Annotated in this window: 7 protein-coding genes; 1 reads left to right on the top strand and 6 read right to left on the bottom strand. The window is 59.1% G+C overall.

Annotated features, from left to right (window positions below; translation table 11 throughout):
- Positions 1-350 precede the first annotated feature (350 nt).
- Both ACZRMH_RS23105 and ACZRMH_RS23100 read right to left on the bottom strand, forming a co-directional pair.
- The gene (locus ACZRMH_RS23105; RefSeq protein WP_464015440.1) at positions 351-1,076 is read right to left on the bottom strand and encodes an MgtC/SapB family protein; all 726 of its coding nucleotides are present in this window, start codon (positions 1,074-1,076) and stop codon (positions 351-353) included.
- A gap of 30 nt (positions 1,077-1,106) precedes the next feature.
- Positions 1,107-2,120, bottom strand: a complete 1,014-nt coding sequence (locus ACZRMH_RS23100; RefSeq protein WP_464015439.1) for a GlxA family transcriptional regulator — start codon at positions 2,118-2,120, stop codon at positions 1,107-1,109.
- Positions 2,121-2,349: 229 nt separating this feature from the next.
- Between ACZRMH_RS23100 and ACZRMH_RS23095 the strand changes: the two genes are divergently transcribed.
- The gene (locus ACZRMH_RS23095; protein ID WP_464015438.1) at positions 2,350-7,992 is read left to right on the top strand and encodes a beta strand repeat-containing protein; all 5,643 of its coding nucleotides are present in this window, start codon (positions 2,350-2,352) and stop codon (positions 7,990-7,992) included.
- 62 nt (positions 7,993-8,054) lie between these two features.
- Here the strand turns inward: ACZRMH_RS23095 and ACZRMH_RS23090 are convergent, their stop codons facing one another.
- The 4 genes from ACZRMH_RS23090 to ACZRMH_RS23075 all read right to left on the bottom strand — a co-directional run bounded on the left by ACZRMH_RS23090 (position 8,055) and on the right by ACZRMH_RS23075 (position 13,621).
- Positions 8,055-8,738, bottom strand: coding sequence for a response regulator transcription factor (locus ACZRMH_RS23090; RefSeq protein WP_464015437.1), 684 nt, complete (start codon positions 8,736-8,738; stop codon positions 8,055-8,057).
- A gap of 428 nt (positions 8,739-9,166) precedes the next feature.
- A complete protein-coding gene (locus ACZRMH_RS23085) occupies positions 9,167-10,552 on the bottom strand; it encodes a TolC family outer membrane protein (RefSeq protein ID WP_464015436.1) in 1,386 nt (461 codons plus the stop codon).
- Positions 10,549-11,874 (bottom strand): HlyD family type I secretion periplasmic adaptor subunit, encoded by a 1,326-nt coding sequence (locus ACZRMH_RS23080; protein ID WP_464015435.1) that lies wholly within the window; start codon positions 11,872-11,874, stop codon positions 10,549-10,551. Before ACZRMH_RS23080 ends, ACZRMH_RS23085 begins: the two co-directional genes overlap by 4 nt.
- On the bottom strand, positions 11,843-13,621 hold the full coding sequence (locus ACZRMH_RS23075) for a type I secretion system permease/ATPase (RefSeq protein WP_464015434.1): 1,779 nt from the start codon (positions 13,619-13,621) through the stop codon (positions 11,843-11,845). Before ACZRMH_RS23075 ends, ACZRMH_RS23080 begins: the two co-directional genes overlap by 32 nt.
- Positions 13,622-13,894: the final 273 nt, after the last annotated feature.

Below are 13,894 nucleotides of genomic sequence, written 5' to 3'. Positions count from 1 at the left end.
GCCCTCCGGGAGGCCGAGTGGAGGTTCTGTGGAGTGGGTCGACCGGCATGGATGCCGGGAGAGCCGCGATGGGCCATGGATGGCCCGTGGCGGCGTGCCCACGGAGCAGGACCGGAGTGAGGGAACCTGAGCGCAGCGAGGGCCGTACGATGGGGCAAGGCCTTTTTGGGTACTTTTGTGGCTGTTTGACAAAAGTGCCTCGCCGTAAGGGCGAAACCAATATTCCAGTTAAACGCAAGCGCTGGATATGTACTCGCAATTCCAGTTAGAACCACCGAGTTAAACGCGAATACTGGATATGTACTCGGTTCACCTGTTAAACCGACCCAGCCCAGCCCAGCCCAGCCCGATCAATGCGGCGCCGGCTCTTCCCTGACATCCGGGATCGTCAAAATCCGCTTCAACAGTTCTGCCGTCTCAACCCGGCTGGTTTTTTTAAATTCAACCGTGATGCTCTCGGTGCCCATGTCCGGCCCCTGCTCAACCACCACCTGTTTGAGCCGCACTGCATCCTTCCCCAAAAATTCCTCAAGACTCTGGCGATTGAGCACGCCAATGGGCGCCACCAGCTTGATCACATGCACTTTTATATAATCGCGATAGCGGTGCTCAATCGGCCCGATGGCAATCAAAATGGCCAAAATCAGAACCGTCGCAGCCACCCCCAGTACATACAACCCACCGCCAATCGACATACCGATGGCCGCCACGGCCCACAGGCTCGCTGCGGTGGTCAGGCCCTTGATCACCTCGCCGCGCATCATGATCGACCCGGCGCCGAGAAAGCCGATGCCAGTGACAATCTGCGCAGCGATCCGCGAAGGGTCCAGTTGTGTGCCAGGCTGGGTCAGCGCCTGCTGAAAACCAAAGGCCGACACGGTCATAAACAGGCACGCCCCGGTTGCCACCAGCATGTGCGTGCGCAAACCCGCCGTCCAGAACTGATGCTCGCGCTGCAAGCCAATCAAGCTGCCGAGCAGCGCCGCCAGCAGCAAACGGCCAATCATTTCCCATTCCGAAATCATGCCAACCCCTCGTTCCAGACCATTGGCCAGCGCACCAAGTGCCAAGAGCATAGTCAAAGATCGGCAGCGTGCCGGGCAGCGCTATTTGATCAGGCGGATTTCCTTCGAGGGCCGATAGCCGAAATAGGCGCTGTAACACTTGCTGAAATGGCTGGGCGAGACAAACCCGCACGCCACCAGCACGTCCACCTGGGACAGCTCGGTGTGCTGCAGTAACCGGCGGGCTTCGGTGATGCGCAGTTCGAGGTAATAGCGTTGCGGCGTGGTGCCCAGTTGTTCCTTGAACAGGCGCTCAAGCTGACGCCGGGAACGGCCTGCATAGACGGCCAGTTGCTCCAGTTCCAGGGGTTCTTCAAGGTTGGCGTCCATTAGCTTGACCACTTCACGCAACGGCGCGCTGACGCAGATATTTTCCGCCGGTTTGATCCGCCGATAACGCGACTCTTCAAAGGCAAGAATATCCTCGATGCCCTCGACCAGCGCCTTGTCATGCAAACCCTTGATCCAGCCCAGCGCCATCTGGAAGGCTCCGGCAGGGCTGGAGGCCGTCAGCCGATCGCGATCAATGACATAGGGCTCGCTGGTGACCTGTGCCGACTTGGCCACTTCAGCCAGCGCCGGGCGGTGCTCGGGGTGGATCGCACAACGGTAGCCATCGAGCACCCCGGCACTGGCAAGAAACCAGGCGCCGTTCCATAGCCCGGCCAACGTGATGCCCGCATGGGCAGCGGCCCTGAGTAGACTGATCAACTCATCGTTGATCTTCAATTCAGTGCGGTAGCCGCCGCAAATCACCAGCAGGTCCAGCTCGTGGATCATCACCGGATCAATGCGCGCATCGGGGCGTATCACCAGGCCCAGATCGCTGACCACTTCGCCGTCGCTCAAACCGTAGGTGCGCGAGGAAAACAAACCGGCACGCAGCAGATTGGCAGTGATGAGGGTATCCAGCGCCTGGGTAAAGGCCGGCAGCGAGAAGTGCTCCAGCAACACAAAACCGGTGCGCACCATGGGGCCCGCCTCAGCGGCGCTGTCTTTGAGATAGCGAAGGTTTTTGCCCTTCATCCCGGTGCTGAACTGACGTCGCTCGATCAAGGCCCGATCCGTTTCTTATGTATTTATAAGGCGCAATGCTAACCGCCAGCAGGCCAAAAAGCTCCTGACTTAGTCCCCCCTCTTTAGCCATCCCGCATAGGCCGATACTCCCAGACCATCTGGGAGTATCGGCCGATGCGCAAGCTGACGCGCATCCCCATAGTTGACTTCTGTCGCAAAAAATTCCTTACGGTCAGCCTCTGTGACCGGAATCAGCCAGGAGAAAGACATGGCTATCATCTTGAACAGCAGTATCACGGTCGATGAAACGGGCGGTTTACAGAACGCCGCCACCTCCACCGATATCGAAGATATCAACGATAACGACATAGCCGTCGCGGCCATCAATGCTACCGATGACGCCGGCGACCTGCCTTTTGCGTTCGAGTCACGTCTGTTCGCTCTGCTGGGCGCCACCCCGGTCAAGAATGCGGCGCTGAGCGGTTATACCGGTGCCGCCGGCAACACCGGTGCCGACCTGATCACCATTACCGGCACCTACGCCGACCTGGCCTTCACCGATGCCGGGGGTAAGGCACTGGGCGATCCGACCAATGCCAATAGCGGCTCGGACTGGAGCGGCCTGTATACCCTCGATGGCACAAAAATCTTTCTGTACACGGACACCAACAACAATATTGTGCTGGGCCGTGCAGGCAGTGAAGGCGCTACCCCGGCACCCGATGACGACCTGGCGGACCCAAACGGCACCATTATGTTTGCTGCCTACCTGGAACAGACGACCACCGGGGCCAAGGTCTGGATGGTGCAACAAGAACAGTTGATGCATCCCGACACCGCCAACCCTGACGATCTGGTCGACATGACCAACCACCTCTGGGTAACGGCTAGCCAGGACATTTCCTTTGATTTCGCCGGTTTACCCTCCGGGCAAAACGGCTTTTTGATGTTCAAGGCAGGCGGCAGTACCACCGGGCTGATTGTCACCGGCATGGACCCGGATCAAGTCCCTTCCAACCAGGCTGACACGGTCAACACCAGCCAGGGTGCCGGCCCTACCACCATCGGCACCAACAGCCAGGGGATCAAGGCTGGCGAAGGCATGATTTTCAGCTTTATCAGCAACCCGAACCCGCTTTATACCGTGCCTGATCTAACCCACGGCGAGGCAACCAGCGAAAGCAATATCCAGTTTGGCGGGCTCTTCGCGGCAAGCGGCGCAACCATTGTGATTGCCCAGGCCACCCCCCCAAAAACCTGCTCGGCCACCATCAGCGTATTTAACACCGGCCTGGAGGTCGGCTCGGCCTACTACGATGGCCTGCTCGACGGTAATGGCCACGCGGTAAACGGGGCTGACGACCTGGGTTTTATCGCCAGCATTACAGTGATCGGTGCCAACGGTGTGGCCGTCGCTGGCCTGGTTGGCGTGACCACCAATACTACCGTGGGTAGCATCAGCGTGACGTTCAACTCCAGCAATGGCGGCCTGGACCGCACCGCGACCATTGTCGGCTTTGAAGCCAACTTCTCCCTGCAATACACCGTCGAGGGCACCCACAATCGCGTGGTGATTGAAAACACCGGTACCGGCAACTCCACCTTCGATATCGGCGGTTTCCATCTGCCCAATGTGGTGGCCATACCTCAGGAAGTCGGCAGCCAGCTGAACTTTGAAGATGACGGCCCTACCGCCGCCGGGCTGCCCGTAACCGCACTGGTGGATGAAGACAGCCTTATCGGTGGCATCGATGGCGGTGTCGGCGACGCCGGTCTGCTGGTTCCGGCATCGGCATCAGGCACTATTGCCACTGTATTCACATCCGGTACCGATGCTCCGGCAAGCTACTCCTTGTCCAATGACACCTCCGGTGTGCAAGTGTTTGACAGCGCCGCAACTGCGGTAGCCTTGGCCTCCAAGGGCGAGGCGGTGAAATACGACGTGATCGGCAACACCCTCTGGGGTTATGTCGGCGCCGGGGCTGAATATGTTGCTGCCACTGACCGCGCCGTGTTCACACTGGAGCTGACCAACACCTCTGACGGCAGCTACACCTTCACCCTCCTCGATCAACTCGACCACCCGGATACAGTGGGCGGTGACAACAGCGAAAACGAACTGCAGCTGCAGCTGGGTTCCGTGCTGAAGGTCACAGACAAGGACGGTGATTCGGTCACCGCTACCGCGCAAAAACTGGTGATCACCGTCGATGACGACACCCCGATCGCCAGCATCACTCAGCTCACCGGCACAGTGGATGAAGACGGTGTGCTGGAGGGCGCGGCTAACGCTGGGCCCGGCGACGGTATCGCGGGCGGCACAGGCGACGTGGCCGGGCAAATCGTGCTGGTCAACGGTAATGTCAGCACCCTGTTTGCCTCCGGTGCGGACGAAGCACTGAGCTACTCACTGACCACCAATGGCATGGCCGCACTGGGCCTGAAAAGCGCGGGCGTAACTGTGACCTATGCGGTCGCCTTTGACGCCATCAGCAGCACCTGGATGCTCACCGCCTCGGCCGGTGCCGGTAATACGGTGTTCACCTTCAGCCTGCACGCAGCAACGGGGGCTTATGCCTTTACTCTGGTCGATCAGCTCGACCATGCTGCGGGCCTTGATGAAAACGATCTGAGCATTGCCCTTGGCACGGCGATCAACGCCACCGATTTTGATGGCGATACTGTTACGGCAGCCGCCAATGGTCTGGTGATTACAGTGGACGACGACACACCGATCGCCACGGTCAATCAGCTCACCGGCACGGTGGACGAAGACGGCGTGCTTGAAGGCGCGGCCAACGCAGGTCCCGGTGATGGTATCGCAGGCGGTACAGGCGACGTGGCCGGGGAACCGGTGCTGGCCAACGGCAATGTCAGTACCCTGTTCCAGTCTGGCGCAGACGAAGCGCTGAGCTACTCCCTGACCACCAATGGCATGGCCGCACTGGGCCTGATGAGCGGCGGCGTGGCCGTCACCTACGGGGTCGCTTTTGACGCAGGCAGCAATACCTGGATGCTCACAGCCTCGGCTGGCGCAGGCAATACGGTGTTTACCTTTAGCCTGAATGCGGCTACGGGCGCCTATGCCTTTACCCTGGTGGATCAACTCGACCACGCCGCAGGCCTTGATGAAAACGATCTGAGCATCGCCCTTGGCACGGCCATCAATGCCACCGACTTTGATGGCGACAGCGTGACGGCGGCGGCCAATGGCCTGATTGTTACCGTAAACGATGATTCACCGATTGCCTCCATCATCCAGCTCACCGGTACGGTGGACGAAGACGGTGTATTGGAGGGCGCGGCTAACGCAGGCCCCGGCGATGGCATCGCGGGCGGTACAGGCGATGTAGCCGGGGAAATCGTGCAGGTCAACGGCAATGTCAGCACCCTGTTCCAGTCCGGCGCAGATGAGGCGCTGAGCTATTCGCTGACCACCACCGGCATGGCCGCACTGGGCCTGATGAGCGGCGGCGTGGCCGTCACCTACGGGGTCGCCTTTGACGCGGGCAGCAGCACCTGGATGCTCACGGCCTCGGCCGGAGCAGGCAATACGGTGTTTACCTTCAGTCTGCACTCCGCAACCGGCGCCTACGCCTTTACCCTGGTGGATCAACTTGACCACGCTGCAGGGCTGAACGAAAACGATCTGAGCATTGCCCTTGGCACGACCATCAACGCCACCGACTTTGACGGCGACAGCGTAACCGCTGCAGCTAACGGGCTGGTGATCACGGTGGACGACGACACGCCAACCGCATCGATCAATCTGCTCACGGGTACAGTGGACGAAGACGGCGTACTCGAAGGCGCGGCCGACTCAAGCCCCGGCGATGGTATACCCGGTGGTACGGGCGACGTAGCCGGGGAAATCGTGCAGGCCAACGGCAATGTCAGCGCGCTGTTCCAGACTGGCGCGGACGAGCCGCTGAGTTATTCCCTCACCACCAATGGCCTGACGGCGCTAGGCCTGAAAAGCGGCGGCGTCACCGTGACCTATGCCACCCTCTTTGACGCAGGCAGCAACACCTGGCTGCTGACCGCCTCGGCCGGGGCCGGCAATTCAGTGTTCACCTTCAGCGTCCAGGCGGCGACCGGAGCCTATGCCTTTATGCTGCTCGATCAACTCGACCATGCTGCAGGCCTGAACGAGAATGACCTGAGCATCGCCCTGGGCACGGCGATCAACGCCACGGACTATGACGGCGATAGCGTAACGGCCGCCGCCAACGGCCTGCTGATCACCGTGGATGACGACTCGCCGGTGGTCACGGCCAAGTCCAATGTGGTCTATGCCAACTCCAGTAATCCAACCCCTGGCGGCACTGGCGTATTTGCCTATGACATCGGTGCGGATGAGCGACTGGGCACTGTCTATAGCTCGGCAAACAGCGACTTGTCCGTGAGCATGGGTGACAGCACGGTGGGCACCACTGCCATCACCAACAAGCTGGTGACCTGGGCCTCGGAGTCAGACACCAGTGCGGTGTTCAATATCTCCTTTACCTATGTTTCCAACAACCCGACGCTGGGCGCGCTTAGCAACGCCACCGGCACCATGACCTTTGACAAGGTGGCTGACACCTACACGCTGAGCCTGGCGGACGACATCGACAGCTTCAGCATCCTGAAAACCTCCACCGCGCAGGGTTTCACCGGCTATAACATCGGCGGTACAACACCGATCAACCAGCAGCCGCCGGTCTCGGTGGCCAAGTTGGCCGATGACTTCTTTGTACAGTTCAGCGGCTTCGCCGAACAGGGTTCGGGTACCGGTGCCAATAACATCATGGCCGGTGGCAATAACGCCTTTATAGCTGGCGAACTGTTCTCTACAGCCACTTCATGGGTCAGTGTTTCCGGGACTGCCGCAGGCGTGGCCGGTGACACCATCCAGCAAGGCGAGGTGATGGACCTGGACTTCTTCACCGCCAACCCATTCGGTTTCACCTCCGCTCCCCCTACGGCCACCAGCAAGGGCATCTACGTCAAGTTCGACGGTATTGGCAGCGAGGACCTGGTACTGGTGCTCAAGCTGATCGATCCTGATGACAACAGCCTGACTACCCGGGCAATCATTGTCGACAGCGAAGACATCATCATCAAAAATGCCTCGAACTCACCGAATAACTTCCATCCGATTGCAAACCCGGCGGCTTATGGGATCACTCTGGATCAGAACGACGGTGCGGTGATTATCGAGAGCAATGACTATAACTTCGGCAGCGAGAACTATCTGATCCAGGGCCTGCAGGTACTGGATTCCACAGAAGGAGTGACCGGTAGCGGCTACAACCTCAATGGCAATGTAGGCGTCAGCGGGGCCAGTACTGGCAACCTGTTGACCTTCAGCAATGAGTCTGGCGAAGGCAGTAAAAGCAACCCGGTGGAAGCCGGTGAGGCTGGCACCTGGGACAGTGATGTGGTCAAGATTACCGACCTGGGCTTTGTCACCTCGACCACCCCGGATGCCCATCTGGCCTTCAATGTCGTGGTGACGGATGCGGATGCCGATGCAACGGCCAGCCAGACCCTGAATGTGACCATCGAAGGCGACAAGACCTTCACCGGTGGCGTGGGGGCTGACACCTTCAACTTCAGCGGCCTGGATACCGACGGAGCACTGACTGCGGCAACGGCAGTGATCTCTGCCGGTTTCACTTCCGGGGTCGATACGCTGAACTTCCCGACCGCAGCTACAGGGGCAAACTACATGGAAGTGGCGGGCCCGGCTGCCAACGTGGGGGCCTTTATCACGGCGGCCGATAGCGCGCTCAACGGCACCATAAACTACTACTTCGGCGTCGTTGGAGGCGACGGCTATCTGGCATACGACGGTGACGGTGCAGGTATCACCAGCATCATCCAGTTGGTGGGTGTAACTGATATTGCCCCGCCTGACATTGTCTAATTGTCGCAACAGGCAAAAGGCCTGGCTCCCATAGGGAGTCAGGCCTTTTTTATGGCTGGCGGTTAGTTGTTGTCAAACAGCCCATGCTTGATCGCGTACATCAGCAAGTCGGTACGGTTGATCAGGTCAAGCTTCTGATAGATGTTGCTCAGATGGTTGTGCACGGTGTGCTCGCTGATGCCCAGGCGGCCAGCGATACTCATGTATTTGGCCGCAGGCTCGCCGACGATGGCACGAATCAGTTCTCTCTCGCGCATGGTCAAGCGCGACTGTTTCTCTTGCTCCAGGTTGTGTTTAAAGGCCGTATGCCCGTTCGCTGCATAGTCGCCAATCCCTCCGGTCCAGGCTCTGCTCAGCCCTGTGTCACGATGGTGGACCTTGATGATGGCAAGGATGATTGATTCGGTCGGGTCTTCCGCCAGTACGATGCCACGTGCACCCGCTTCTATGGCCTGGGCAGCGGGTATGACGTCGTACAGACCCTTGAGCACCAGCACTTTCATCCCGGTGCTACGGGTGAGTTGAGCGATGACTGCCAGCGGGTTCAGCGCGTCCGGAAAGAAGCTGAAGAATATGACATGGGGACGCAACTGATCGGCAAGGTCGAGCGCATGGGTATAGGTGGTGGCCTGGCCGCTCACTTCCATTTGAGGCTTCCTGGCATTGATCAAGTCGTGAAGGCCTCTGAGAACGAGGGGGCGACAGTCGATCAGCATCACGCGTATGGGTTTTCTGAGGGGCGGCATTACCTTCCTGACTCCCTTGAAACATCAATCAGACCCCTGCCCGATGCCCGCTCGGGTAGTGGCATTTATTGCGCCGGCTCGGGTTGCACACGCCTCCAGAAACCGCGCAAAGCCATTCAAGCAAAAAATAAACAGGAATACTTATCAATAGCTTGCGCTTGTTGATGTTCTCCCCCGGGCTGTCAGGTAAGTCTAGGACAGTCCTGCCTGCTGCCCGACTGCCGATTCGGCAGTCGGGCAATCAGGCGTTTTTCAGGGCCCCCGGCCGATATTCCCCATGATCTGAGCAACCCAGACAAATCAAGGCCTTAGGTTCGCGGCAGGGAATGTGCTGGAAAAGTATGACAAGCATCATGCACGTCAAATAACCGACAAATGGTGTAAAGCCCAGTTAACACATTGCAATAAACGTCAATTTATCGACGCCATCATGGCGATGGAATATCCTGCCCGGGACTGCCAGGGTTCAACCACAAATTCACGCTCGCGACACTTTCACCCGGCGGCGTGCCCGCCCAGCGGTTAAGCGTGATGACATTGGTGACGAAGTCGTACTGGGTCTTGAGCAAGTCACGATGGGCCCGGTATTCGTTGCGCACACTGGTCAACACATCGACGGCATTGACCATTCCGTAACCGAAGGCTTTCTCTGCGGCTTCCCGGGACAGCCGTGCCGAAGCCAGGGCATTGCGACTGGCGCTGATTTTTTCTGCGCTGGTGTCGGCGGTCAGATAGGCGCTGGTGATTTCCTTGACCACCCGGCGCTGCACCGACTCCAGCTGCTGCTCGGCAGCAATCTGATCCTGATACAGCCCGCGCACCCGCGCCGAGGTCGAGCCGCCGCTGTAGATGGGCACCTGCAGGCCGATACCGGCCACATAGCTGTCGGTACGCGGCACCAGGGCATTGTTGTAGCCTTCGTTGGATTGCTGGGCGCTCAGGGTCAGGCTCAGGGTCGGATAGTGCCCGCCCTTGCCGCCGCGCAAGGCTGCGCCAGCCACTTCCACCCCGCTTTGATTGGCCTTGAGCGCCGGGTTTTGCGCAACCCCTTCGCGCACCCAGCTTTCCAGGCTCTGTGCCGAAATCTGTAACTGCACATCGTCGCGCACGCGACTGAGCTTCTCCTTGACCGGCCGCCCAACGATCTCGGCCAGCGCCGCGCGGCTGACGCTGACCTGGTTGCGGGCGTCCAATTCCTGTGCCGCGAGGCCGTCGACCCGGGCCTTGAGGTCCAGTTGGTCGGTAATCAGGGCCAGCTGTTTTGCGTACAACGCATTGACCCGGTCCAGGCTTTTTTGCGTGGTGCGCAGCTCGGCCCTGATCAACTCCAGTTCATCCTCGGCCGCCAACGCCGTAAAGTAACGCCGGGCCAGTTCCACCGTGGCCTCGGACTGGGCCTCAAGGGCTTCAGACTCGGACTGTTTGGCCATGCTTTTGAACTTCTGATAGTTCTCCCAGGCGGTCTTGTTGTAGAGATACTGGCGCAATACCAGGCTATAGATTTCACTGTCGAAGCTTTGCTGTACCAGCTCGTTTTCCTGGTGAATACGGTTCGCCCCGGCGTTTAGTGATATCTGCGGAAAAAGTGTGCCCATGGCCTCGCGCTGATACTCCTGCCCTGCCTGCGCCCGCGCACGGGAGGCAATAATTCGCGGGTCTTCCAGGCGGGCCTCACGATACAACTGCATCAGGTCGGTGGAGAATGTCGAGGCACTGACCCCGTCTGGCGCCGGCACGGCGGCTTGCGCAACGCCAACCCCCGCAGCAAACCCGAACAACCCGCCCAGAATTCGTGCAGTCATTTGCATGGTCATTCCTCGATCATCGATTGTGAGATGGCATTGCGCGCCGGTTGCATCAGGTAGTGCAGCAACGTGCGCTGCCCGGTGATGATCAACACGTCCGCAGGCATGCCCGGCAGCAACTTGCGTTCACCCAATGTGTGCTCGCCGGCTTTGGTCACCTTGACCCGGGCCAGGTAATAACCGGCCCCGGTTTTTTCATTAATCAGCCGGTCGGCCGAGACACTGCTCACCTCGCCCTCGATCACCGGCGTGGTAGCACTGTTGAACGCGCCAAAACGAATATCGGCACGCTTGCCGACGGCAATACGGTCGATATCCACCGGCGCCACCTGAGCCTCTATGACCAGCCCTGACACCGACGGCACAATGTCCAGCAGCGGTGTCGCAGGGCGTACCACACCGCCGATGGTATGCACGGTCATGCCGATCACCATGCCGGCTTCGGGCGCACGGATAACGATATGCCCCAGACGATCCGCAAGGGCGGAGGCCCGCTCCTGCAGGTCGTAGATTTTGCTCTGGACTTCAGCGAGCTGCTTGACCACCTCGGCATTGAAGTCCTTGTCGATTTGCAGCATCTGCAGCTGCGTCTCGTTGACTTGCAGGCGGGTGGTGGTAATCGCAGAGCGGTGCTCGACCACTTCGGACCTGAGCAGTTGACGCTTGCGCTCCTGTTCGAGCAGGCGCTGCTTGTCGACAAAACCCTGGGCCAGCAGGTCGGTCAACTCGGCTATTTCGCCACTGTAGGACCTGTCCAGATGGCCCTTGGCACCGATAATCGCCTGGGTGCCATTGATCTGTTCATGCAACTGGTCAATACGCTCTTGCAGCACGGCAATCTGGCCCAGCCGCGATCCGCGTTGGGCGTTGAACACCCGCACCTCGCCCTGGCGTGCCTCGGTGCCACGCAAGTTGTCGGCAGTGGCCAACGGCTCAAATGCAATTTCGGGCAGATTGTCCCGTTCAGCAATCAGCCGGGCTTCCATGGCTTGGGCCGCAACCAGCTGACCGCGGGTCATCTGGTATTCGAAGCGCAGCGGCGCATCGTCGAGAATGATCAGCGGGTCATCCTGTTTGACGATATCACCGTCGTGTACCAGCACCTCTTTGACGATACCGCCTTCGAGGTGTTGCACCGTTTTGCGATAAGCCTGCACGGTCACCACACCCGGCGCGTACGCTGCACCATCGAGTGGCGCGAAGGCTGCCCAGGTGCCAAACACTCCGAAAGTCAGCAATACAATGGCAAAACCCAGGCGCCGTATTTTTCGATCAGAGGTAGTCAGTTCGACAAAGTTGTCAGTTGATGGAAGTGGGGTCATGCGGTTCATCGAAACCGTCCTTGCCGTTAGCCACCGAAGCCATGTTTGTCTCTGCCTGCATGGCCTGCTTGGGCGCCTGCTGTGCGTTGAGCTCCGTCAGCACGAGCTCACGCGGCCCGAACAGACTGATGCCGCCGTTGCTCATCACCATGAGCCGGTCAAGCTGGGACACAATGTTGGTGCGATGGGTAATCACAAACAGGGTTGCACCTGAGAGCCTGATTTTGTGGATGGCGGCCATCAGGGCGCGGTCACCGACTTCGTCGAGGTTGGAATTGGGCTCGTCGAGAATGATCAGTCGCGGGCTGCCATACAGGGCCCGGGCCAGCCCGATGCGCTGGCGCTGGCCGCCGGAAAGCACCACGCCGTCACCACCAATTACGGTGTCGTAACCATCGGGCAACAGCAGGATCATTTCGTGAACACCGGCCGTGGTGGCCGCAAGAATGACTTTCTCGGAATCGACCGGGGTAAAACGGGCAATATTCTCGCTGATACTGCCCTCGAACAATTCGATGTCCTGAGGCAAGTAGCCTATATGGGGGCCAAGCTCATGCTTGTCCCAGGCGCTGATATCCGCGCCATCAAGGCGAACCACGCCCTGCAGCGGTGCCCAGATGCCCAGCAGCGCCCTGGCCAGGGTGGACTTACCCGCCGCACTGGGGCCGATAATGCCCACCACGCAACCGGCCGGCACGCTGAAGCTGATGTTCTTGATAATGGGCACATTGGAGCCGGGGGCCGCGATAGTCAGGTTCTCCACCTGCACGTCGCCCTTGGGTGCCGGCAATGGCATGCGTTCAGGCTGAGCCTGCTGTTTGGCGAGGATGGCGTTGAGCCGGGCGTACTGCGAGCGAGCGGCAATAAACCCCCTCCAGCTGCCGATAATCAGATCGATGGGCGCCAGGGCGCGCCCCAGCAGTATCGACCCGGCAAACACCATCCCTGCCCCTACCTGATGATCCACGGCCAGGTAGGCGCCCAGCCCGAGAATCAGCGACTGCACCAGAATCCGGAACGACCTGGACAGCGTACTGATCATTGCTCCTTTGTCGCTGGCCCGCGATTGCAGCAACAGCACGTTTTTTTGCCGGTTCCACCAGCGCTCCATCAGGGTTTCGAGCATGCCCATGGATTCAATGACTTCGGCATTGCGCAGGTTTTTCGTGGTGTAGAGCGAGGCGCCGATATGTTCCTTGTTGGCCTGCGCCAGAGTCGGCCCGGTCAGCCTTTCGTTGACAAACGCCAGCAACAGCAACAGCAGCGCACTGCCCGTCGCCACCCAGCCAAACCAGGGGTGAAACATAAACATCACGGCGATATAGATGGGCAGCCAGGGGGCATCGAAAAAAGCAAACAGGCCGTTACCTGAGAGAAACTGGCGCAGGCCGGTCAAATCGTTGAGTGGCTGAGCCGAGGCGTCCATCCCGCCGCTTTCCAGTGCCCGCTTGAAACTGGCTTTATAGACCTGACGGCTGAGCAGCATGTCCAGCCGGTTGCTGACCCGGACCATGATCCGTGATCGCGTCCACTCAAGGCAGCCGAGAGTAATAACCAGGCCGGTCATGATCAGGGTCAACATGGTCAGGGTGGTCAGGCTGCCGCTGGTGATCACACGGCCATACACCTGCAACATGTAGAAGGTGGGGACGAGCATTAATGCATTGATAAAGAAGCTGAAAAAACCAACCGAGAGAAAGCTTTCCCGGCAGGCTTTCAACGCATTGTGCAGGCTGTTTTCAGGAGAGCTACGCATTGAAAATTCCAGCTTTAAAAGCCTTCGTTAGTGAAGCGTAGATCATGCTTGGCGGGTGTGCGGGGCAAATGGATCAGCAGTGCGCAGCCGTGTACTCACATGCTGATTTTGCTGTTGTTGCGGCCACTCGATTGCCCAACCATCAGGAATGAGGATCACAGAGGCCGAGCAGCACAAATGGTAAAAACTGGCAAACAGCATTGATTATCATTTGTAACAATGTAAAGCTTTGTAACAAATTCTCGCTTACAAAGTTCCTGCCTGGAGTATTCG

The sequence above is a fragment of the Pseudomonas sp. B414 genome (assembly GCF_055408445.1).
This window is presented reverse-complemented; position numbering and strand designations above follow the sequence as displayed.

Bases quoted from the DNA above. Each gene is read 5' to 3' on its own strand.
- ACZRMH_RS23105 (WP_464015440.1), bottom strand. From the start codon at position 1,076: ATGCTCTTGGCACTTGGTGCGCTGGCCAATGGTCTGGAACGAGGGGTT.
- ACZRMH_RS23095 (WP_464015438.1), top strand. From the start codon at position 2,350: ATGGCTATCATCTTGAACAGCAGTATCACGGTCGATGAAACGGGCGGT.
- ACZRMH_RS23090 (WP_464015437.1), bottom strand. From the start codon at position 8,738: ATGCCGCCCCTCAGAAAACCCATACGCGTGATGCTGATCGACTGTCGC.
- ACZRMH_RS23085 (WP_464015436.1), bottom strand. From the start codon at position 10,552: ATGACCATGCAAATGACTGCACGAATTCTGGGCGGGTTGTTCGGGTTT.
- ACZRMH_RS23080 (WP_464015435.1), bottom strand. From the start codon at position 11,874: ATGAACCGCATGACCCCACTTCCATCAACTGACAACTTTGTCGAACTG.
- ACZRMH_RS23075 (WP_464015434.1), bottom strand. From the start codon at position 13,621: ATGCGTAGCTCTCCTGAAAACAGCCTGCACAATGCGTTGAAAGCCTGC.